Origin of the sequence: Mesorhizobium sp. M0626, assembly GCF_040320665.1 — a bacterium.
Classification (GTDB): Bacteria; Pseudomonadota; Alphaproteobacteria; order Rhizobiales; family Rhizobiaceae; genus Mesorhizobium.
The window spans coordinates 12,648-33,558 of sequence record NZ_JAMYQD010000011.1 but is presented as its reverse complement, the minus strand read 5'-3'; the positions used below and the strand labels follow the sequence as shown (position 1 = coordinate 33,558).

21 protein-coding genes are annotated in these 20,911 nt (G+C 62.7%); 15 read left to right on the top strand and 6 right to left on the bottom strand.

Annotated elements, in window-relative coordinates; all coding sequences use genetic code 11:
• Positions 1-18: 18 nt before the first annotated feature.
• Positions 19-612: a hypothetical protein gene (locus tag NKI37_RS15335; RefSeq protein WP_023668526.1), complete on the top strand. Its 594-nt coding sequence runs from the start codon at positions 19-21 to the stop codon at positions 610-612.
• A gap of 17 nt (positions 613-629) precedes the next feature.
• On the opposite strand, the gene NKI37_RS15330 is transcribed toward NKI37_RS15335, so the two are convergent.
• Positions 630-1,592: a sugar-binding transcriptional regulator gene (locus NKI37_RS15330; protein WP_023668527.1), complete on the bottom strand. Its 963-nt coding sequence runs from the start codon at positions 1,590-1,592 to the stop codon at positions 630-632.
• A 284-nt stretch (positions 1,593-1,876) separates the two neighbouring features.
• Between NKI37_RS15330 and NKI37_RS15325 the strand changes: the two genes are divergently transcribed.
• The 11 genes from NKI37_RS15325 (at position 1,877) to NKI37_RS15275 (ending at position 13,556) form a co-directional block, all read left to right on the top strand.
• Positions 1,877-2,860: an ABC transporter permease gene (locus tag NKI37_RS15325; protein WP_050587056.1), complete on the top strand. Its 984-nt coding sequence runs from the start codon at positions 1,877-1,879 to the stop codon at positions 2,858-2,860.
• 129 nt (positions 2,861-2,989) lie between these two features.
• Entirely contained in the window at positions 2,990-3,928 is a 939-nt protein-coding gene (locus NKI37_RS15320; RefSeq protein ID WP_023668529.1) for a sugar ABC transporter substrate-binding protein, read from the top strand.
• A gap of 30 nt (positions 3,929-3,958) precedes the next feature.
• Entirely contained in the window at positions 3,959-5,467 is a 1,509-nt protein-coding gene (locus NKI37_RS15315; protein WP_023668530.1) for a sugar ABC transporter ATP-binding protein, read from the top strand.
• Positions 5,468-5,573: 106 nt separating this feature from the next.
• Positions 5,574-6,338: an SDR family oxidoreductase gene (locus NKI37_RS15310; RefSeq protein WP_023668531.1), complete on the top strand. Its 765-nt coding sequence runs from the start codon at positions 5,574-5,576 to the stop codon at positions 6,336-6,338.
• 9 nt (positions 6,339-6,347) lie between these two features.
• Positions 6,348-7,133, top strand: coding sequence for an SDR family oxidoreductase (locus tag NKI37_RS15305; protein WP_023668532.1), 786 nt, complete (start codon positions 6,348-6,350; stop codon positions 7,131-7,133).
• A 423-nt stretch (positions 7,134-7,556) separates the two neighbouring features.
• On the top strand, positions 7,557-8,531 hold the full coding sequence (locus tag NKI37_RS15300) for an ABC transporter substrate-binding protein (RefSeq protein ID WP_023709181.1): 975 nt from the start codon (positions 7,557-7,559) through the stop codon (positions 8,529-8,531).
• A gap of 70 nt (positions 8,532-8,601) precedes the next feature.
• Complete coding sequence (locus tag NKI37_RS15295; protein ID WP_023668534.1) at positions 8,602-9,681, top strand: quaternary amine ABC transporter ATP-binding protein; 1,080 nt, start codon at positions 8,602-8,604, stop codon at positions 9,679-9,681.
• Positions 9,678-11,657 carry an ABC transporter permease gene (locus NKI37_RS15290; RefSeq protein WP_352790420.1) on the top strand — a complete coding sequence of 660 codons (1,980 nt, stop codon included), beginning with the start codon at positions 9,678-9,680 and terminating at the stop codon, positions 11,655-11,657. Before NKI37_RS15295 ends, NKI37_RS15290 begins: the two co-directional genes overlap by 4 nt.
• A gap of 7 nt (positions 11,658-11,664) precedes the next feature.
• Entirely contained in the window at positions 11,665-12,465 is an 801-nt protein-coding gene (locus tag NKI37_RS15285) for a hypothetical protein (RefSeq protein WP_352790418.1), read from the top strand.
• A gap of 4 nt (positions 12,466-12,469) precedes the next feature.
• Positions 12,470-12,607 carry a hypothetical protein gene (locus NKI37_RS15280; RefSeq protein ID WP_023726364.1) on the top strand — a complete coding sequence of 46 codons (138 nt, stop codon included), beginning with the start codon at positions 12,470-12,472 and terminating at the stop codon, positions 12,605-12,607.
• A 154-nt stretch (positions 12,608-12,761) separates the two neighbouring features.
• Entirely contained in the window at positions 12,762-13,556 is a 795-nt protein-coding gene (locus tag NKI37_RS15275) for a hypothetical protein (RefSeq protein WP_023709928.1), read from the top strand.
• Between the two features lie 41 nt (positions 13,557-13,597).
• Here NKI37_RS15275 and NKI37_RS15270 read toward each other — a convergent pair whose 3' ends face one another.
• Entirely contained in the window at positions 13,598-14,956 is a 1,359-nt protein-coding gene (locus NKI37_RS15270; protein WP_023668538.1) for a trimethylamine monooxygenase, read from the bottom strand.
• A gap of 309 nt (positions 14,957-15,265) precedes the next feature.
• On the opposite strand from NKI37_RS15270, the gene NKI37_RS15265 reads away from it, so the two are divergent.
• Positions 15,266-15,985: a helix-turn-helix domain-containing protein gene (locus tag NKI37_RS15265; protein WP_352667609.1), complete on the top strand. Its 720-nt coding sequence runs from the start codon at positions 15,266-15,268 to the stop codon at positions 15,983-15,985.
• Positions 15,986-16,150: 165 nt separating this feature from the next.
• On the opposite strand, the gene NKI37_RS15260 is transcribed toward NKI37_RS15265, so the two are convergent.
• The 4 genes from NKI37_RS15260 to NKI37_RS15245 are packed head-to-tail and all read right to left on the bottom strand — an operon-like array spanning position 16,151 to position 19,935.
• Positions 16,151-17,191 (bottom strand): heme-dependent oxidative N-demethylase family protein, encoded by a 1,041-nt coding sequence (locus NKI37_RS15260; protein ID WP_352667612.1) that lies wholly within the window; start codon positions 17,189-17,191, stop codon positions 16,151-16,153.
• 9 nt (positions 17,192-17,200) lie between these two features.
• Positions 17,201-18,166 carry a PDR/VanB family oxidoreductase gene (locus tag NKI37_RS15255; RefSeq protein ID WP_352462066.1) on the bottom strand — a complete coding sequence of 322 codons (966 nt, stop codon included), beginning with the start codon at positions 18,164-18,166 and terminating at the stop codon, positions 17,201-17,203.
• Positions 18,163-18,759 (bottom strand): dimethylamine monooxygenase subunit DmmA family protein, encoded by a 597-nt coding sequence (locus NKI37_RS15250; protein WP_023668542.1) that lies wholly within the window; start codon positions 18,757-18,759, stop codon positions 18,163-18,165. Before NKI37_RS15250 ends, NKI37_RS15255 begins: the two co-directional genes overlap by 4 nt.
• 42 nt (positions 18,760-18,801) lie before the next feature.
• Complete coding sequence (locus NKI37_RS15245) at positions 18,802-19,935, bottom strand: aminomethyl transferase family protein (RefSeq protein WP_023668543.1); 1,134 nt, start codon at positions 19,933-19,935, stop codon at positions 18,802-18,804.
• A 282-nt stretch (positions 19,936-20,217) separates the two neighbouring features.
• Between NKI37_RS15245 and NKI37_RS15240 the strand changes: the two genes are divergently transcribed.
• On the top strand, positions 20,218-20,505 hold the full coding sequence (locus tag NKI37_RS15240) for a hypothetical protein (protein ID WP_023804352.1): 288 nt from the start codon (positions 20,218-20,220) through the stop codon (positions 20,503-20,505).
• 28 nt (positions 20,506-20,533) lie between these two features.
• A complete protein-coding gene (locus NKI37_RS15235) occupies positions 20,534-20,911 on the top strand; it encodes a hypothetical protein (protein ID WP_023668545.1) in 378 nt (125 codons plus the stop codon).

Below are 20,911 nucleotides of genomic sequence, written 5' to 3'. Positions count from 1 at the left end.
GCTAGACTCATCGGGCTCATGAAAGCAGTATTTCACCTTGCCGCCCTGCCCTGGATTGTCGCGCTTGCGGCAGCTCCGATGACGGCGCGTGCGCAGGACGAGCCGCCCTTCGAGGTCACGCTCGACATGGACAATGACGGCAGGATGGATCGGGCCGCGATCGCGGCGGATTCCGACACCGGGCTGGCGGATCTCTCGATCTATCTGGCTGCCGGCGAAGGAAAGCTCGATCCTTCGCGCAAGCCTGACTTTGTCAAAAAGGCGCTGACGCAGGACCGTATTCTCGGGCTCGAAAGCAAGGGCAAGGGATCGCTTGTCGTCACCTCGTGCTTCGGCTGCGGCGCCAACAAATCATGGGATACAACGCTGACCATCGTCTGGCGCGGCGGTAAATTCCTTGTCGCCGGCTACAGTCGCGACTGGGACTGGAATGTTCAGAAAGCCGACGGCTCGGTCGAGACGACGCTGGGCGGTTGCGACATCAATTTTCTCACCGGCAGAGGCGTTGCCTCAAAGGACCTGGACGACGGCAAACCGGTCGCGGGAAAATTCGTGCCGATCGCACTGGCCGACTGGTCGGACGACAGTCGTCCGGAGCCCTGCGAATTCTGACCGACGCCGGACAGCGCTCAACGATTGAGCAGGCCTTTGGCCGCATCCTCATCGGTGATCAGCACCGAAATCCTGGTGTTGGCCAGCGCCGCGCGCATCACAGCGACCTTCTCCTGACCACCTGAAACCAGTATGATGCTCGGAATATCGGACAAATCCTGCAGCGGATAGGCGCAGACGCGGCGGTTGACCTCATGGTCGACCGGGTGGCCCTCGGCGTCGATGAAATGGCACAAGAGGTCTCCGACCGCGCCGGCGGCCTGCAGTTCCTCAAGTTCGCTCGGCTTGATGAAGCCGTAATTGGCGATCGGGCTGTCCTTGGAAAACGAGCCGACGCTGAGCACGGCGATGTTGGCGCGGCGCGCGCGGAAGACGACATCCTGGACGCTGCGCTGGCTCATGAAGGCATCGCGCTGTTCCGGCTTGTCGGCATAGACCGGCACCGGCAGCAGGAAACATTCAGCGCCGATCTTTTCGGCGAACTCCCAGGCGCTTTCGGTCGGGTTGAGCGGCTGCGCGTGGGTGAGGCCGCCGAGCATCGAGACGACCGTCGTCCTGGCGATCGGCCGCCTCGGCAATTCGTTGATGGCGAATTTCAGCGTGCGGCCCCAGCCCAGCGCAATGACGTCGCCGGCATTCACATTGTCGGCGAGATAGGCGGCAGCCGCGTGGCCGATCATCAGCGGCGCGTTGCTGCGATCAGCGGCTGATGGCACCACGACCGCCTGGCTGAGCCCGAAACGCTGCTTCAGGCTCTCCTCGAGCTGCACGCATTCGACGACACTGTCGCGAATGCGGAACTGCACGATGCCCTCCTCTCGCGCAGCGGAGAGAATGCGGTGCACCTTGATGCGGCCGACGCCGAGGATCTCGGAAATGCGCTCTTGCGTCAGACCTTCGACATAGTAATGCCAGGCGGCCCGGGCCTTGAGCTCGGCATCGGGGAAGCGCGAGGCCTTCTCGTTTTCGACGGTCGCCATCTTTTGCCCTCCCGCGGCAAATTTCGGAAATCTTTCCGCAAGCGCCACCCCCTGGCCTTCCCTAGGACAAACCGCCCGGTGGCGCAAACCACCGCCGAATGGCGCAACGGCTCTTGACAATTTTCTAATGAACAGTTTAGCTGAACAAAATTGCATATCAAAGATAAATTGTTCACAGGGAGGTGCCTGGTGAACAAGAGCGGACGGCAGGCCATCGCCGTTTCGCTGACGGAGGAGACGAAGTGGCCGTGAGTAATGATGCAAGCGAGTCGAAGGCTGGCGAGTTGAAAGCCGCGCCCGGCACTCAAGGTGCGACGGCCGCGAAGCTTTCGGCGCTGTTTGCCGGAACCATGGGGCCGCTGATCGGGCTGCTGCTGCTTTGCCTGGCGTTGACGTTGACCACCGACACGTTCCTCACCATGCGCAACATCCTCAACGTACTCGACCAGATCACCGTGCTCGGCATCATGGCAATCGGCATGACGCTGGTGATCCTGATCGGCGGCATCGATCTCTCGGTCGGCTCGGTGCTGGCGCTGGCCGCCATGGTGATGGGCTTCGTCGCCCACCCCGACTATCTCAATCTCGGCCTTGCCGCCGGCGTCGTTGCAGCACTGGTCGTCGCCGGCCTTTGCGGACTGGTGTCCGGCCTGCTGGTGACCGTCACCCGGCTGCCGCCGTTCATCGCGACGCTGGCGATGATGTCGGTGGCGCGCGGCCTTGCCAACATGATCACCGACGGTTCGCAGATCGTCGGCTTTCCCGACTGGTTCACCAGCCTGTCGATCATCCGCCATTTCGGCTTCCTGTCGGTCACAGTCGGGGTGATGATGGTGCTGGCGATCGTCTTCGCCATCTTCCTCAACTACCGCGCCACCGGCCGCAGCCTTTACGCCATCGGCGGCAGCGCCGAGGTGGCGCGGCTCTCCGGCATTCCGGTGAAGTCGCTGACCAACTGGGTCTACGCCATCTGCGGCGTGCTTGCGGGTCTTGCCGGCATTGTGCTTGCCGCGCGGCTGGATTCGGTGCAGCCGAGTTCCGGCCTCGGCTATGAGCTCGACACCATCGCGGCGGTGGTGATCGGCGGCGCCAGCCTGTCGGGCGGCGTCGGCTCGATCGGCGGCACCGCGGTCGGCGTGCTCATCATCGGCGTGCTGCGCAACGGGCTCAATCTGCTCGGCGTCTCGCCCTTCATCCAGCAGGTGGTGATCGGCGTGGTGATCGCGCTGGCGGTCGCCAGCGATACCTGGCGGCGCAGGGCGCGATAGAGAACGGGGCACAATTGAGAATTCGCCCGGAGCGTCCGGGCGATAGACGGATCGGTCGATCCGAAACTGGGATGTTCCAAGGGGCGCGATGCGCTGGCGGGACAGTTTGACTATCAACGGAGGAAAAACATGCTGACCAAACGTTCACTGCTGCTCGCCGCTGCCGCCATCATTCCTATGCTCGGGCTGACCGACATGGCCTCGGCCAAGGAGGCCAAGAAACTCGGCCTCGCCGTGGCCAATTTGCAGGCCGACTTCTTCAACCAGATCAAGCAGTCGGTCGAAGCCTACGGCAAGGAGAAGGGCATCGAGATCGTCACCGTCGACGCCAAGGGCGATTCAGCGACCCAGGTCAGCCAGGTCCAGGATCTGATCACGCAGAACATCGACGCGCTGATCTACATTCCGGCCGGCGCCACAGCCGCCACCGTGCCGACCAAGACCGCCAAGGCTGCCGGCATCCCGGTCGTCAATGTCGACCGCAACGCCGACGGCGCGCCCGGCGACACCTTCATCGCCACCAACAGTGTCGCCTCGGCGCAGGCGGTGTGCGACTACATCGCCAAGCAGGCCGGCGGCAAAGGCGAACTGATCATCATCCACGGCCAGAAGGGCACCACGCCGGAAGTCGATCGCTCGAAGGGCTGCGGCGAAGCGCTCAAGGCCTATCCCGATATCAAGGTGGTCGGCGAATTGTGGAGCGAAGGCTGGCACCAGGACGAAGGCTTCAAGCTGACGCAGGACCTGCTGCAGTCGCATCCCGATGTCTCCATCGTCATCGGCCAGGCCGATGCGCTGGCGCTGGGCGCGGCACAGGCGGTCAAGGTCGCCAATCCCGGCCACAAGGTCTGGGTTGCCGGCTTCGATGGCGACGTGGCCGCACTCAAGGCGCTGAAGGACGGCGTGTTCGACGTCACCGCGACGCAGCAGACGCAAGGCATGGGCCGGCTCGCCGTTGATGCGGCGATCAAGCTGGTGGCCGGCGAAAGCGTTCCGGCCGAGCAGCTGCAGGATGCGACGCTGACCACCAAGGACAATGTCGAGCAGTTCATCGCCAAGCACCCGTAACCTGCGGCACCGCTTAGAGAGAGCGCCACGATGTCTCCTGATCCTCGCCACAGCGAAAGCCCGCACAACGGGCTTTTCGTCAACGGCCTCTGCAAGAGCTACGGACCGGTCCAGGTCCTGGCCGATGCGAGCTTCGAGGTGCGGCCGGGCGAGGTTGTGGCGCTGCTCGGCGAAAACGGCGCCGGCAAGTCGACGGTGTCCAATATCATCGCCGGCTCGACCCGGCCCGACGCGGGCACCATCATCTGGCGGGGGAAGCCCTATTCCCCCGCCTCGCCCGCCGCCGCCATCGATGCCGGTGTGGGCATGATCCATCAGGAACTGAAGCTGCTGCCGGATCTGTCGGTGGCGGAGAACGTCTATGTCGGGCGCCTGCCGATGCGCGGCGGCCGCATCGACCGCGCAGCGATGAACGCCAAGGCCTCGGCGCAGTTGAAGCGGCTTGGCCTCGACGTCTCGCCCGAGCGCAAGGTGGGCACGCTGCGCATCGCCGCCCAGCAACAGGTCGAGATCGCCAAGGCGTTGACGCTCAATGCCGAATTGCTGATCTTCGACGAACCGACCGCAGCGCTTGGCGGCGAGGAAACGGAGCTTTTGTTCCAGCAGATCCGCAAGCTCAAGGCGGAGGGCATGTCCTTCATCTACATCAGCCATCGTCTCGACGAGATCGCGCAGATTGCCGACCGCGTGGTTGTGATGCGCGACGGACGCATCGTCGCCCGCCACGAACGCGCCGATATTCCCGTGCGCACAGTAGTGGAGCAGATGGTCGGCCGCTCGGTCGAGCGGATGTTCCCACACTTGACGCCGCCGCGCGAGGAGACGCTGCTCGAGGTCGACAACCTGTCCTCGCCGGAGAAGAGCTTCAACAACGTTTCCTTCTCGGTCAAAGCAGGCGAGATCCTCGGCATTGCCGGGTTGATCGGCGCCGGCCGCACCGAACTGGTGCGGGCGATCGCCGGCGCCGATCCGATCTCGTCGGGCTCGGTGCGCGTTGCCGGCAAATCGGTGCATCTCAGCGGGCCGGCGGCAGCGATCAAGGCCGGCGTCGTGCTGGTGCCGGAAGACCGCAAGGCGCAAGGCGTCGTGCTCGACCAGACCATCGGCGAGAATTTGGCGTTCGGCAATTTCGACCATGTCGCGCCGAAGGGCTGGGTGTTTCCGAAAGCGGTGCAGAAATTCGCCGAAGCCGGCATCGCAAGGCTCGGGGTCAAGGGCAAACCTGGCCAGGCGGTCAGCAAGCTTTCCGGCGGCAACCAGCAGAAGGTGATCATCGCCAAATGGGTGTCACGCCCGCCGAAGGTGTTCATCCTCGATGAGCCGACGCGCGGTATCGATGTCGGTGCGCGCGCTGCGATCTACGACGTCATCGCCGACCTCGCCCGTTCCGGCATGGCGGTGGTGGTGGTGAGCTCCGACCTCGAGGAGGTGCTGGGGCTGTCGCACCGCGTGCTGGTGCTGAGCCGCGGCCGCCAGCGCGGCATTCTCGGCCGCAGCGAGGCCAGCAATGTCGCGGTGATGGAACTCGCCACGAGCTGAGGACAGGAGTCGGAACAAAGCGCAGCAGGTGGTATCCTCCCAAGGACCGGACCGCGCGGGGCGCCAGCAAAGACTAGCGCCCCTTCATTTCAGGAGGGGGAACAACATGAAACTATTCGATCTCAGCGGCGACGTAGCGGTGGTAACAGGCGCCGGCAGCGGCATTGGCCAGGCCATTGCCATCGGGCTCGCCGAAGCCGGCGCCGACATAGCCTGTTTCGGCCATGCCTCGAAAGGCGGGCTGGATGAGACCGCGCACAGGATCGCCGTGCTTGGCCGCAAGGCGGTGGTGCTGACCGGGACGGTGACGTCGGAGGCCGACCTGGCGACCGCAGTCGAGCGCACGGAAAAGGAGCTCGGCGCGCTGACCATCGCCGTCAACAATGCCGGCATTGCAGGAGCCGAGGCCGCCGAGACGCTGTCGCTGGAGAAATGGCAGAAAATCTACGACGTGAATGTCAGCGGCGTGTTCCTGTCCTGCCAGGCCGAAGCGCGCGCCATGCTGACGCGGCGCAAGGGCTCGATCATCAACATCGCCTCCATGTCGGGTTCGATCGTCAATCGCGGCCTGACCCAGGCGCATTACAATTCGTCGAAGGCGGCGGTCATCCACATGTCGAAAAGCCTCGCCATGGAATGGGCCGATCGCGGCCTGCGCGTCAATGTGGTGAGCCCAGGCTACACGCTGACGCCGATGAACAAGCGGCCGGAGGTCGCCGAACAGATCAAGATCTTCGAACGCGACACGCCCATGGGGCGCATGGCGACGCCGGAAGAGATGGTCGGCCCGACCGTGTTCCTGGCCAGCCGCGCCGCGAGTTACGTCACCGGCATCGACCTGATCGTCGATGGCGGTTTTGTCTGCTGGTAAGGAGAAAAGATGCAGAAGCGTTTTGAAGGCAAGACTGCGGTCATCACCGGCGCGAGCGGTGGCATCGGCGCGGCGATGGCGAAGCGCTTCGCCGAGGAAGGTGCCGCGGTCGTGGTCAGCGCCATCGATACCCGCGTCGAGGACGTCGCCGCCGGCCTGAAAGCGGCAGGCGCCAAGGTCGCGTCGATGCGCATGGACGTTACCAGGAAGTATGAGGTCACCGCGCTTTACGACCTCGCCGAGAAGGAATTCGGCCGTGTCGACATTTCGGTGCAGAATGCCGGCGTCATCACCATCGCCCGGATCGAGGCGATGACCGAGGCCGAGTGGGACAAGGTGATGGCCGTCAACACCAAGGGCGTGTTCCTGTGCTGCCAGGAAGCGATCGCGCGCATTCGCAAGCATGGCGACGGCGGCCGGCTGATCAACACGGCATCGGGCCAGGCGCGGCAGGGTTTCATCTACACGCCGCACTATGCGGCGTCGAAGTTCGGCGTCGTCGGCATTACCCAGAGCCTGGCCAAGGAAGTGGCCAAGGAAAAGATCACCGTCAACGCCATCTGCCCCGGCATCATCGACACCGACATGTGGGCCTATAATGACGCAGCGTGGGGCAAGCTGATGGGTGACTACAAGCCCGGCGAGCTGATGGCCGAATGGGTGAAGAACATCCCGATGGGACGCGCCGGCAGCGGCGAGGACGTGTCCGGCCTGGTCAGCTTTCTCGCCAGCGACGACGCCACCTACATCACCGGCCAAACCATCAATGTCGATGGCGGCCTGATCATGTCGTGAACGTCAGCTCTGGCGGTTGGCAATCGCCAGTCTGAAATTCCGCAGTGCACAGGGCATCAGCCGTTGCGCCGCATGAACGTTGGTATATATAATTCCATCCCATGAAACGGCCTGGCGGGGATGGGGCTTGCCGGCCGAGACCATGGGACCTTGATGGCTCGCACGTCTGAGAGCGCCGCTGGAGCGGCGATCGATCCGTTGACGATTGCTCACGCAGCAATCCATCCGATGCCATGACGCGGGCCCGCCCGGCATCACATAAACACCAAGTCGAGCAACCATTTCGCCTGCGCAAGTTGCGGCCGCGGCACTGGCTTGGTGCGAACGAGCTTGCGTAACGACCCGCCTTTCCAACACAATCAAGAAAAGACGCAAGAAGGGAACGATCAAGAAATTTCCACATGGTTTGACAGGAGAACAAGCATGTCATTTCGCAGTGTGATTTCGAACCTATCAATGGGAGCCTTGGCGCTTGCCGCCGCAAGTGCGCTTACATCACCGGTCCACGCAGCAGCACCTGAATCCAACGACCCGATCAAGATCGCGCTGTTCGACTGGACCAGCGTCAACCTCAACGCCAAGATCCTTGGCGGTATCCTCGAAAAGCTCGGCTATACCGTCGAATATCCGACAGCCGACTACCTCTCCAGCCTGACCACCGGCCTCACCAATGGCGACCTCGATGTCGGCCTGGAGTTCTGGGACACGACGGCCGGCGAAGCGATGAAGGCTTCAGACGCCACCGGCCAGACCGAGCGGCTCGGCAAGCTCGGGCCGAAGGCCAAGGAGGAATGGTGGTTTCCCGAATATATGAAGGAGAAATGCCCCGGCCTGCCCAATTGGGAAGCGCTGAAGGACCCGAAATGCGCCGAGGCGTTCTCGACAGCGGAGACGGCGCCGAAGGGCCGCTATCTCGGCGGCCCGGTAACCTGGGAAGGCTTTGACGACGAGCGCGTCGAGGCGCTGAAGCTGCCCTTCACCGTCATCCATGCCGGCACCGACGCGGCGATGTTCGCCGAGTTGGACTCGGCCTATCAGCGCAAGGCGCCGATCATGCTGTGGATCTATTCGCCGCATTGGGCGCCGGCCAAGTACAAGGGCGAGTGGGTCGAATTCCCGGAGTATACGCCCGAGTGCTACACCGACCCGAAATGGGGCACCAACCCGGATGCCAAATATGATTGCGGCAAACCGCATGGCGAAATCTGGAAATACTCCTGGTCCGGCATGAAGGACAAATGGCCGGTCGCCTACAAGGTGGCCAAGGCGTACACGATCGACACCGATGAGCTCAACAAGATGAGCGGCGAGATCGACCTCGGCGGCAAGACGCCCGAAGATGTCGCCGCCGCCTGGATCGCCGCCCACGAAGCAGACTGGAAAGCCTGGGCGCAGTGATCGCCTGACTGGAAGCCAGACCCGGCCCTAGCGGCCGGGTCTTATCTCCATTTTCCAGAAGGACCATTGGATGACGGAAGCGACTGAACCGCAGGCAACTGGCACGCCGGAGGATGTGCGGCCGATAAAGCTTGCCTGCCGTAATGTCTGGAAACTGTTCGGATCGAACGCGGCCAGCTTCATCCGCGAGCGTGACGGCAAGGCCAGCATGGCCGACATCGCCGCGGCCGGACTGGTCGGCGCGGTGCGCGCCGTCGATCTCGAAATCCGCCAGGGCGAGATTTTCATCATTATGGGGCTGTCCGGCTCCGGCAAGTCGACGCTGGTGCGCTGCATGTCGCGGCTGGTCGAGCCGACCCACGGCAAGGTCGAATTCGAAGGCAACGATCTGCTCAAGATTTCCGATTCGGCGCTGATCGAACTGCGGCGCCATCGCATGGGCATGGTGTTCCAGAATTTCGCGCTGCTGCCGCATCTGAACGTGCTGGAGAACATTGCCTTCCCGCTGAGTATCCAGGGCCAAGACCGGCCGACGCGCGAAGCGAGAGCGCGGGAGGTGATCGATCTCGTGGGCTTACGCGGCCGCGAGCATTTCTATCCGCGCGAACTCTCCGGCGGCCAGCAGCAGCGCGTCGGCATTGCCCGCAGCCTCGCGACCAAGCCGGAGATCTGGTTCCTCGACGAGCCGTTCTCGGCGCTTGACCCATTGATCCGCCGCGAGATGCAGGACGAGCTGATGCGGCTGCAGACCATGCTGCACAAGACCATCGTTTTCATCACCCATGATTTCGACGAGGCGATCAGGCTGGCCGACCGCATCGCCATCATGAAGGACGGCGAGGTCATCCAGATCGGCACACCGGAGCAACTGGTGGTCAATCCGGCGACCGACTATGTCGCCGAATTCACCCGGGATGTCGACCGCGCCAAGGTGATTTCGGCGCGCAGCCTGATGCGTGCCCTGGATGGCTCCGAGCATGGCGGCACGGTTTCGCCCGACGCCAGGATCGCCAGCTTCTCGGCCAGCATCGTCGCTTCGGGAAAACCGTTCGCGGTGGTCAACGGCAGCGGCAAGTCGATCGGCGAGGTGACGCCGCAAGCCGTGATCGGACTGCTGGCCGGCATCGACAAGCAAAGAGCCGGCGCATGACGGTGACTGCAAGCGCCAGCCAAACGAGGCCACCGGTTCAGCGCTGGCTGCTGATCTGGGCGCTGGCGCTGGCCGCCGTGCTGGTGGTATTCCTGCTGCAGGAGAGGCTGCCATGGGCGGTCGACTATCCGGCCGATGCGGTCGTTCCCGTCGCCGACTGGGTCAGTGCGCTGATGCGCTGGATCAAGTCGAACTTGTCCTGGCTGACCCGCTCGATCACCGCGGTGCTCGGCGTTCCCCTCGATTTCGCGCTCGACCTGCTGGCCAAGAATTTCAAGATTGGTCACGGTGCCGATGCCTATGTCCTGCCGCGCCTGTCCTGGATCGGCGTCTGCGTAGCCGCCTTCATCGCCGGGCACGCCGTGGGCGGTAGAAAACTCGGCATGCTGGTCGGCGGCTGCTTCCTCTACACCGCGCTGTTCGGCCAGTGGACCAGCGCCATGCTGACACTGGCACTGATTTCCATCGCGGTGCCGTTCTGCATCGTCACCGGCCTGTTCGCCGGCATCTGGGCGTGGCGCAAGCCATGGGCCGAGCGGCTGATCATCTCCCCTGCCCTCGATTTGATGCAGACCATCCCGACCTTCGCCTATCTCATCCCGATGCTGCTCCTGTTCGGCAACAGCCCGGTCTCGGCGATGATCGCCACCGCCATCTTCGCCACGCCGCCCATGGTGCGGGCAACGATGCTGGGTCTGTCGCGGGTGCCCTCCGAGATCGACGATTTCTCAGAGATGGCCGGCTGCACGGCGCGGCAGAAATTGTGGCGCGTGCAGCTGCCGTCGGCGCGGCCGACACTGATGATCGGCGTCAACCAGGTGATCATGCTGGCGCTGAACATGGTGATCATCGCCTCGATGATCGGCGCCGGCGGCCTCGGCTATGATGTGCTGCTGGCGCTGCGTGCGCTGAAGGTCGGCGAAGCGATGGAAGCCGGGCTCGCCATTGTGGCGCTCGCAATCGCGCTCGACCGGCTGAGCCAGGCGATCGCGCATAAGCAGGCAAAAGACCACGTTCAACGGCAGGCGAACCAGAGCGTTTGGCGGCGCTATCCCAATCTGTCGCTGGCCATCGCCATCCTGGTCGTGACGACGCTGCTCGGCCTGTTCGTACCGGCCTTCGCAGCGGTGCCGAAGGAGATCACCTTCACCACCGCGCCACTGTGGAAGGCGGCGGTGAGCTGGGTGACGATCAACTTCTTCGACGTGATCGAAGCGTTTCGCGTGGCGCTCATCCTCAATGTACTGAACCCGCTGCGCGCCTTCTGCGAAGGCTTTCCGTGGCTCGGCGCGGTGGCCCTGCTCGGCCTCGCCGGCTATCAGCTCAGTGGCCTGCGTTTGGCCGCCCTTGTCGCGGCGCTGACCGCCTTCTGCGCCGTCACCGGCCTTTGGGAAAAGACTATGGCCACAGTCTATCTCTGCGGCATCTCGGCCTTCATCGCCTGCCTGATCGGCATTCCGATCGGTCTCGCGGCCGCCCGCAGCGACCGCTTCGAAAAGATCGTCACGCCCATCATCGACACGCTGCAGGTGCTGCCGTCCTTCTGCTTCATCATTCCCGTGGTGATGCTGTTCCGGGTCGGCGACGTCACCGCCATGATCGCAACGGTCGCGTTCGCCGTGGTGCCAGCGATCCGCTACACCAATCACGGCATCCGGCAAGTGCCGCCGGCGCTGATCGAGGCGGCGAAGGTTTCCGGCTGCACGCCGCGCCAGACCTTCTTTCGCGTGCAATTGCCGCTGGCGCTTCCCGAAATCATGCTGGGCGTCAACCAGACGATCCTGATGGCGCTGGCGATGATCATCATCTGCGCCATGGTCGGCACACGCGACCTCGGCCAGGAAGTCTTCATCGCGCTGTCCAAGGCCGATTCCGGACGCGGCATTGTCGCGGGTCTCGCCATCGCTTTCATCGGCATCGTCGCAGACCGGCTGTTCAATGCCTGGACGGCGAAGGCGCGGGCAAGACTAGGATAATTGTTGAATGTCCAATCCCGGCGAACCGCCTTTTGCCGTACTCGTCTTCGACATGGCCAAGACCGGCGAGCCGGACGGGGAGCACGTAGTTTCGGGGTTTGAGACGCTGGAGGCGGCGACGTCCTACGCCATTGCGCGGGTTCGCGCCTCGGTGGAGGAGTTGCGCAAGCCCGGCATCGCCACTGCTGAGCTTCGCCAGCTCTGGCACCTCTATGGCGAAGACTGTTCGGTGCTGAACGCCGGAGTGCGCGGCAGCGATCTACTCGACGATTTCATTGCGACGCCGTCGATGCCGGCCGAATGCAACTGGCAAGTTCTCGCGCCAAGGCTGCGCCGCTTCCGCGCCTCGCTGCTGATCTCCAACGGCAACAACGAATCCGTCTGGGCGGGCGGCTTCTTTCGCTCGACCTACAGGCTGACGCGAGACGGCCTCCTCGAGCGCTTTGGCGACGACGCCATTGCCGCCTTCAAGGCCAAGGGGATCGAGCCGGCGGAGCCGACGAAGCTCATGGTCGCCAATTACTTCGAGCTTCCCGACCCGCCCTACCCGCCGCCAGGCGTGACGCTGCGATCCTGGAAGGTCGAGGTCGGTTTTGTCTGCCATGACGTGAAGTTCGGCGGCGACGCCGCCGGAATCTTCGCCTGGCCGCAAGAGCCCACCGACTGGGCGCTCAGAACCATGCAGTTCCTGCTGATGGCCGACATGATGGCCATGCGCGGCGATGGCCCCGACTGGGCCAACGACTGCGAGATACTAGCCGCCAAGGTGACCGAGACGGAGGCGCCTCCCGACTATCCGCTGGATTGAAGTGATGATCATCACCTGCCCCGTGGCCGGCACACGCGATCTCGGCCAGGAAGTGTTGGTCGCACTGTCCAAAGTCGCGGCATTGTCGCGGGCTGGCAACAACCTGCCATCGACATCATCGCGGTCGGTCTTCGACCCCTGAGCCGCGAAAGCTCAAGCACGGCTCGGATAGACGGTTTCGCCTCTTCTGGAGTTCGCCTCTTCTGGAAATGGCAGGCCGCGCTCCAGCTCTTGACTTTGGCGCATTTTCGCGCGGAAAGCTGCTTCATCCTCGACCAGCCTGAGCTTGCTGCCGAATGTCCGATCAGCGCGAACCGCCTTTTACTGTCGTCGTCTTCGACATGGCCAAGACCGGCGAGCATGTGGTTTCGGGGTTTGAGACGTTGGATGCGGCTACGTCCTACGCGATTGCTCGGGTTCGCGCCTCGGTGGAAGAGCTGCGCAAGCCTGGCATCGCAGCAGCCGAGCTCCGGCGGCACTGGCATATCCATGGTGAGGATTGCACGGTGCTGAACGCCAATGTGCGCGGCAGCGATCTGCTTGACGATTTCATCTCGACGCCGGGGACACCGGCCGAATGCGACTGGCCGGCGCTGGCGCCACGACTGCGCCGTTTCTACGCCGCTGTGAACGTCTTCAACAACGACGGCAAATCTATCCGGGTCAGCGGCTTTTTCCGCGCGACCTACCGGTTATGGCACGCTGGCCTGCTCGCAAGATTTGGCGACGACGCCATCGCCTCCTTCAAAGCCAAAGGCATCACGCCGGCAGTGCCGACGAGAGTCTCGGTCGACCATCACTTCGAGCAGCCCGATCCGCCGCGCCCGCCGCCCAGCGATATCAGGCCGTTGCTATCCTGGAAGGTCGAGATCGATTTCGGCTGCACCGATGTGAGGTTCGGCGCCAAAACCGACGGCGTCTTCGCCTGGCCCGAGGAGCCGACCGGCCGGGCACTCAACGACATGACACATCTGCTGATGGCTGACAGACTGTCCATGTACGGCACCGGCCCGGAGGGTGCCTATTATAGCGAATTGGTGTGGGTCAAGGTGACGGAGACCGATGCGGCTCCCGACTACCCTCTGAATTGAAACTGGGCCGGTGCCGGCGCATTGTTTTGCATCACGCCGACCTATTCCGCCGCCACGCCCTTCACCTGGAGATAGCTTTCCATCGAGTCGTCCAGCGCCTGCAGCCAGGGCGTATGGTGCAATGGCGCCATGGTGCCGGTCATCAGCGAGCGGTAGGCGTGGTCGCGAAAGCTCATAATGTCTTCCGCCTTGTGGTGCTCCCACTCCATGAAGGTCTGGTTGACCGCCTCGACGTCGAAGCCGGGATAGTCGGTCTGGTCCATCAATTCCTTGGTGTAGTCGCCCTGGAACCAGATCATCTGCTCGGCGTCTTCCAGCGTCTCTTCGCGTGCCCGCCACTTGGCGCCGTGCTCGGCCATCGCCTGTACCGACGGCAGCTTGATACGGCCCATGATGACGTCGCGGGCGAACCAGGCCTGGGCGTCGAACATGTTGAAAGTGTAGAACTGGTCCTGCATGCCGATATAGGACAGTTTCGGGTTCTTCTCCCACACGACGCCCTCATAGAGCCCGTCCGGCCACATGCGATTGGCGGTCTTCAGTTTCAGCTCTTCCGTGAGGAACGGGAAGGAATGCAGGTAGCCGGTGCACAGGATGATGGCGTCGACGTCCTTGGTGGTGCCATCCTTGAAGTGCGCCGTCTTGCCGACGACCTTCTGCAGCAGCGGTACTTCCTTCCAGTTCTCCGGCCATTTGAACCCCATCGGTTTGGAGCGGTAGCTGGAAGTGATCGATCTGGCGCCGTATTTGTAGCACTGCGAGCCGATGTCCTCGGCAGAATAGGAGCGGCCGATGATCAGTATGTCCTTGCCCTTGAACTCCATAGCATCGCGGAAATCATGGCTGTGCAGGATACGGCCGTTGAACGTCGAAAAGCCTTCGAAATAAGGAACATTGGGAACCGAGAAATGCCCTGAGGCAACGACGACATTGTCGAACTCCTCGGAGTAGGTGACGTCGTTCGTGCGGTCATGCGCGGTGACGGTGAATTTTCTCGTCTCGTCCGAGAAGGTCACCATGCGCACCGGACTGTTGAAGCGCACCCATTTGCGCAGGCCTGATTTCTCGACCCGGCCCTTGATGTAATCCCACAGCACCGCGCGTGGCGGGTAGGAGCCGATGGGACGGCCGAAGTGCTCCTCGAATGTGTAGTCGGCGAATTCCAGGCACTCCTTCGGTCCGTTCGACCAGAGGTAGCGGTACATCGAGCCGTGGACGGGGTCGCCATGCTCGTCGAGGCCGGTGCGCCAGGTGTAGTTCCACAGGCCGCCCCAGTCCGACTGCTTTTCGAAGCAGACGATTTCGGGGATCTCGGCGCCCTTGTCGGCAGCCGACTTGAAGGCCCTGAGCTGGGCCAGACCGGATGGCCCCGCTCCAATGACGGCAACGCGCGTTTTCATGGCAGGCCTCCCGGGATGATTTCGACTTTGACGCAGTTCCTATGGGAAAACCGCTTCACGCTTTTCTTAGGATTGCTCTTACGAAACAAATTTCACTCACAGTGACAGTAATTGCCTCTTCGATGCTGTCAACTGGGCTTATGGCGAAACCGCATTTCGCCCCACCAGATTTCCAGCAGAAACTGATGACAGCGCAAATCCTGAGCGGACACCATTCGACTTAAGGGCTTGCTGTCGCGGTTGCGTTTCTGTATCGGCACCGAATATGTTCACCTGGAGTGAAATAAATCACAGGGATTCGGGGGCGAGATGGCGAAGACAAGTTCCGACTCCAAGGCTGGTCCCGCTTCGGCAAAAGCAAAGCCGCTGCCGAAGACCTCCGCTGATGGGAAGGCCATCCGCGCGCCGCTGACGCAGAATCCGCACGCCATTCGCGACAAGCGCGAAAAAGTGCTGGAGGTGGCGATCGGGCGCGAGGTGCGCGCCTTCCGCAAGAAGCTCGGCATCACCGTCGCCGATCTCGCCGTCGCCACCGATATTTCGCTGGGCATGCTGTCGAAGATCGAGAACGGCATCACCTCGCCGTCGCTGACCACACTGCAGGCGCTGTCCAGGGCGCTCGGCGTTCCCGTCACCGCCTTCTTCCGGCGTTTCGAGGAAGAGCGCAGCGCCGTCTTCGTCAAGGCCGGCGAAGGGCTAGATGTCGAACGCCGCGGCACCCGCGCCGGCCATCAATACAATCTGCTCGGCCATATCGGCTCCAACACCAGCGGCGTCGTCGTCGAACCCTATCTGATCACACTGACCGAGGATTCGGATGTGTTCCCGACCTTCCAGCATGAGGGCATGGAATTCCTCTACATGCTGGAGGGCGAGGTGGTGTACCGGCACGGCAGCAACCTCTATCCGATGAAGCCGGGCGACAGCCTGTTCTTCGACGCCGATGCGCCGCATGGGCCGGAGCAGCTGACAAAACTGCCGATGCGGTATCTGTCGATCATTTGCTATCCGCAGAATAGCGCTGGGTAATCGGACCGCCGCAGCCCCCTCACCCGGATTGCCAAGGCCGAATTGCAAGAGCAATTCGGGGCAATCCGACCTCTCCCCGAGGGGAGAGGAGTCTGGCGTCAGCGCTGGCGATCTCTTCTCCGCTCGGGGAGAAGGTGGCCGCGCAGCGGCCGGATGAGGGGGCCTTTAGTCCGGCCCGAACCCCGGTGACGTCGCACTGCCATCATCCAACTTCGACAGCCATTCGAGCAGCGTCGGCCGATACCGCGTCAGGCCCTTGTAGGTGGCCAGCTCTTCCGGCAAATCCCGGATCACCCGGTGCAGTCGCCTTGCCCATTTCGGCTGTGTCACCAGTTCGTTCATCTTGATCAGATAGCAGCGGATCGGGAAGACGATGCCGTTCGAGCGCGGCAAGCGCCAGAAGCTTTGCAGTTCGACGCGCAGATGCACCTTGTCGCCGACATTTTCGGGCGTCACCGTCGCGCGGTCCGGGCCCCATTTGTGGTAATTCTCCGGGCTGGTGTCGAGGCGCGGGTTTATGGTCATCGTCCAGTTCAGCCGCCGCGCCGGCTTGCCCTGCTGGATGTTGGTGAGGAACTTCAGCGCCCTGACGAAAATGCCCTTTTCATGCGCCAGCGGCACCGGCGCGTGCCATTCGAAAAAATTCATGCCGATGTCGAAATCGAGCGACCAGTCGGCCTGGGTGGTGACCATGCCGGCATCCATCCACAGATTGCCGTCGCGCTGGTCGAGGATGCAAAAATCGCCCTGGCTCTGGCGGGTGATGTACTCCATCGGCCCGTAAGGCAGTGTCGAGGTGTCGCCGAAGGTGAAGGTGTCGTCGATGCCGAGCGGCCGGTTGATCCAGCGCCAGCGGTCGCCGTCGCGGATCAGGGTGAAATGCTCGGGATAGCCAAGTGCCTGTTGCTCCATCAAAAGTTCGAGCAGGTCCCAGCCGGCCAGCGTCATGTGCGGCAGCGACTGGCAGCGCAGCGGATCCTCGGCCAGCACCAAAGCGCGGTCCTGCATCTCGGCGACATAGTGCTCGTCGACGTCGATCAGGTTTTCCAGCACGCTGCCCTTGGGACCGACGACATGCGGCTCGATGTTGACCGCATACATGTAGCTGTCTTCGTGGAACGGAAACGGAAACCGCCTGATGTGTTCCGGGCTGTTCCTGAAGGTGAAATCGTCGCGAAACGTTTCCTTGCGAAAGGTGATGCCCAAGCTCGCCTCCTATCTTTCCAGGACCAGCGACTTGCCTTCGAAGCGCGACACGCACGGCATGATCTTGCAGCCGGAGCGGTGGTCTTCCTCACTCAGCCAGTGGTCGTTGTGGATGAACTTGCCGTCATGCGAGATGACGTTGGTCTCGCACTGGCCGCAGACACCGCCGCGGCAGAGATAGGGCGGATCGACGCCGGCGGCCTCGATGGCTTCGAGCAGGCTCTGCTGCTCGCCGACGCGGATGGACTTGGCGCTGACGGCAAGTGTGACGTCGAACGGCAGGCCGGGCTGGGGTGCCGCGAAATGCTCGTAATGCACGGTCTCCGCCGGCCAGCCGAGAGCCGTGGCGCGCTCGCGCACCCAGTTGATCATGCCGGCCGGGCCGCAGACATAGAGATGGGTGCCGAGCGGCTGCGAGGACAAGAGACGGTCGAGTTCGATGCGCTCGTCGCGGTCGTCGTGATAGAGCCGGACGCGACGGCCATAGCGCTCCTGCAGCACATCGGCATAGGTGCCGAGCGAGGCGGTGCGGCAGGTGTAGTGCAGCTCGAAATTGCCGCCGGACCCGGCGAGCTGCGCGGTCTGCGCCATGAACGGCGTGATACCGATGCCGCCGGCAAGCATCAGATGCTTCTTTGCCCTGAGGTCGAGCGAGAACAGATTGACGGGGTAGCTGACCACCATCTCCAGGCCGGGCTTGACGCTCCGGTGCATGAACAACGAGCCGCCGCGGCCGACATCGTCGCGGCGCACCGAGATGGTGTATTCGCGGGTGTGGAGCGGCGATCCCATCAGCGAATAGGGATTGAGCCTTGTGCGGTCGCCATCGCGCATCTCGACCACGACATGGGCGCCGCCGGAAAAGGTCGGCAAAAGCTCACCGTCACGGCGGCGGAAATGGAAGCGCGTCACCAGTTCGTTGACCGGGACGACGTCGCTGACGACGACATCGAGCTTGGTGGTGCCGGTGCTCATGGGAAGACCTCCTCGATGGGAGGAATCTCCGAGCGATCCTCGGCATTTATGCAGACGCCCTGGAATGCTGCCAGCCGTCGCGAATAATGATCGCGCACCAGAAGCAGCAGGCCGCAATGCGCGCAGGTGGCCGGCTGCGTCGTCACATTTTCGGTGATGCCTTTGCAATGCACGCACTGCATGCGCCGCGCCAATGAGCCGCGATGCTCGGTCTGCATGGAGGTATGATCGATGCCGGCTTCGAGCGCCACCTGCATGGCCTGGCCGATCAGCCCTTCGGTGCCGGCGAGATAGAGGCGCAGGCCCATATGCGCGTTGGCAAGCGTCTGCTTCAGCCGGGGCAGCAGGCTGGCGAAGGTTGGCGCGACATGAAATTGCGCGGACTTCAGTGCCTCAAGAGCGGCAACATGCTTGCCGTCGGCCCCGGGAATGAAGACGATTTCGGCGCCGTCGAAGAAGCCGGGGGGCGCCGTCCTTGCCATATCGACGATCGCCAGCGCGCCTTCCGCATCCGCCACGAAAAGATGATGCTTGCCGGGCTGCGGGGACAGGGTTCCGTAAATGGGCCGGCTGATGATCGTTTTGGCTGCCATTCTCTACTTCGTACCTCGAAACCCCTCGCTGTCGATTGTGCCTCAGCCTTTCGCCGTGCGCTTGGTCTTTTTGGGATCGTCGAAGGGCAGAGGCTGCGCCGTCGCCCTGATCGAACCGCTCTTGTTGCGGATCTCGAGCTTGGTGTCCTTGACCGCGCAGTCGACGTCGAGGCGGGCGATGCCCATCGATTTCTCGACCAGCGGCGAATACATGGCGCAGGTGACCACGCCCACCTTTTTGCCGTCGCGATAGACCGGCGCGCCCTCATCCGCGGGTTGCTTGCCGTCGAGCAGCACGCCGTAGATCTTGAAGCGCTCCTTGCCCTTGAGGCGGTAATGCTCTTCGGCGCCGCGAAAGCCGGTCTTGCCGGGGCTGACGGTGAAGTCGAGGCCGAGCTCCCACAGCGTGTCGCCGGGGCCTTCGTTCTCGAACGGATATTTCTGCGAGTTGTCATAGGGATAAAACAGCAAATAACTTTCGACGCGCAGCATATCGAGCGTGGTGAAGCGGCACGGAATGATGCCGGCGCTCTTGCCCTCGTCGAGGATCCTGTCCCAGATCGTGCCGGCGTCCTGGCCGCGGCAGAATATCTCGTAGCCGCGCTCGCCGGTATAGCCGGTGCGCGAGATCATGACGGGAAAGCCGAACAGCTGCGTCTGCATATGATGGAAATAGTTGAGGTCGCGAATGCCCGGCACATGCTTTGAGAGATAGTCGACCGCGGTCGGTCCCTGCAGCGACAGGTCGTGCAGATTGTCGTCGAAGCGCAGCGATACGTCGCGGCCGACGGAAGCGCGCTGCAATTCCTCATGGCCGGTGCCGGAGCCGTGCACCACCATCCAGGCGTTCGGCCCGGTGCGGTAGAGGATGCAGTCGTCGGTGAATTTTCCGGCCTCGTTCAGCATGCAGGCATAGGCCGACTTGCCGGGATAGATCTTCTCCACGTCGCGCGTCGTTGCCAGGTCGATGAGGTGTGAGGCGTGCGGCCCGGTGATGTGAACCTTCTTCAGGCCCGACACATCCATCAGCCCGGCCCTGGTGCGGATGGCGGTGTATTCCTCGTCGGCGTCCTTGTCGTAGGTCCAGGCGGTGCCCATGCCGCTCCAGTCTTCGAGCTTCGAGCCTAACGCGCGATGGCGATCCGCCAGGGTCGAAAATCTCCAGGATGCCGTCATCCGCAAATCCTCCGTTCGAAAATTCTATTGTGTTCCCGGCTCCCTGCGCGAGGCGGGAGCATTTGGTCGAATATTGATCGCAAACGTCCTGATGCCGCAATACCCGGAAGCAAATAATTTCATTGTCAGGCAAAATTCGCGGCTGGGGACAAACGGTTAACCCAACGTAAAATCGGCTTGACAATTGCTGGATTCGGCCCGAATTTATGAAAAAAATTTCACTCTGTTGAAAGAGGCAGCGGGCGGCCAATTCGGGGTCGGGCGCTGGAAAAGGGGAAACCGATGTCAGACCTGCAGCAGCGCATCGAAACGCTGTACCGTTCCGACCTGCGCGGGTCCGCGCTCCTGATCATCTGCCTTTGGGCGACGATCCTCTTCGTGCTCGTCATGACATGGCCCTACATCCCGGACACCGGGATCAAGATCGTCGTCGCCATCGCTGCCGCCGCCGTGCTGATCTTCAATACGGCCGCCATCCTGGCGATGGTCAATCACTACAAGGAAGACAAGGACTTCATCTACGGTCTCGACATCAAGAACGCCGACGCGGCCCGCAGCCGCAAGTCCTGAAAACAGAACGTCCTGAGGGGTAGAAGACATGTCGCGCTACACGCCGCCGGAACAAGGCAAGGCCGGGCAGATTTTCGATATCGTGGTCGTCGTGGTCGCCATTTTCGTGGCGCTGTGGCTGCCATTGAAACTCGGCCTGGCGGGTGCGGCGAAATCCATCGACGCGCTCGATGCCAAAACCTGGGAAGCGTTGGGACAGAACCCGACCATGGCCTCGATCTGGGAAAAGCTCGGCTATACGCCGGAGACCGCGCACGACATCATCCAGAACCGCTTCCACTACATCATCGACTGGCCGACGCTGATCATCATGGCGGCGGTGCTGATCGGCTATTTCGTCTTCCTGTTCCGCGCCTCCGACCGCGAATATCGCGACGTCATCAACGAAAAGTTCGACGACAAGTAA

Bases quoted from the DNA above. Each gene is read 5' to 3' on its own strand.
- NKI37_RS15280 (WP_023726364.1), top strand. From the start codon at position 12,470: ATGATCATCACCTGCCCCGTGGCCGGCACACGCGATCTCGGCCAGGAA.
- NKI37_RS15255 (WP_352462066.1), bottom strand. From the start codon at position 18,166: ATGAGCACCGGCACCACCAAGCTCGATGTCGTCGTCAGCGACGTCGTC.
- NKI37_RS15235 (WP_023668545.1), top strand. From the start codon at position 20,534: ATGTCGCGCTACACGCCGCCGGAACAAGGCAAGGCCGGGCAGATTTTC.
- NKI37_RS15320 (WP_023668529.1), top strand. From the start codon at position 2,990: ATGCTGACCAAACGTTCACTGCTGCTCGCCGCTGCCGCCATCATTCCT.
- NKI37_RS15245 (WP_023668543.1), bottom strand. From the start codon at position 19,935: ATGACGGCATCCTGGAGATTTTCGACCCTGGCGGATCGCCATCGCGCG.
- NKI37_RS15275 (WP_023709928.1), top strand. From the start codon at position 12,762: ATGTCCGATCAGCGCGAACCGCCTTTTACTGTCGTCGTCTTCGACATG.
- NKI37_RS15335 (WP_023668526.1), top strand. From the start codon at position 19: ATGAAAGCAGTATTTCACCTTGCCGCCCTGCCCTGGATTGTCGCGCTT.
- NKI37_RS15330 (WP_023668527.1), bottom strand. From the start codon at position 1,592: ATGGCGACCGTCGAAAACGAGAAGGCCTCGCGCTTCCCCGATGCCGAG.
- NKI37_RS15290 (WP_352790420.1), top strand. From the start codon at position 9,678: ATGACGGTGACTGCAAGCGCCAGCCAAACGAGGCCACCGGTTCAGCGC.
- NKI37_RS15295 (WP_023668534.1), top strand. From the start codon at position 8,602: ATGACGGAAGCGACTGAACCGCAGGCAACTGGCACGCCGGAGGATGTG.
- NKI37_RS15310 (WP_023668531.1), top strand. From the start codon at position 5,574: ATGAAACTATTCGATCTCAGCGGCGACGTAGCGGTGGTAACAGGCGCC.
- NKI37_RS15240 (WP_023804352.1), top strand. From the start codon at position 20,218: ATGTCAGACCTGCAGCAGCGCATCGAAACGCTGTACCGTTCCGACCTG.
- NKI37_RS15315 (WP_023668530.1), top strand. From the start codon at position 3,959: ATGTCTCCTGATCCTCGCCACAGCGAAAGCCCGCACAACGGGCTTTTC.
- NKI37_RS15305 (WP_023668532.1), top strand. From the start codon at position 6,348: ATGCAGAAGCGTTTTGAAGGCAAGACTGCGGTCATCACCGGCGCGAGC.
- NKI37_RS15250 (WP_023668542.1), bottom strand. From the start codon at position 18,759: ATGGCAGCCAAAACGATCATCAGCCGGCCCATTTACGGAACCCTGTCC.
- NKI37_RS15270 (WP_023668538.1), bottom strand. From the start codon at position 14,956: ATGAAAACGCGCGTTGCCGTCATTGGAGCGGGGCCATCCGGTCTGGCC.
- NKI37_RS15300 (WP_023709181.1), top strand. From the start codon at position 7,557: ATGTCATTTCGCAGTGTGATTTCGAACCTATCAATGGGAGCCTTGGCG.
- NKI37_RS15265 (WP_352667609.1), top strand. From the start codon at position 15,266: ATGGCGAAGACAAGTTCCGACTCCAAGGCTGGTCCCGCTTCGGCAAAA.
- NKI37_RS15285 (WP_352790418.1), top strand. From the start codon at position 11,665: ATGTCCAATCCCGGCGAACCGCCTTTTGCCGTACTCGTCTTCGACATG.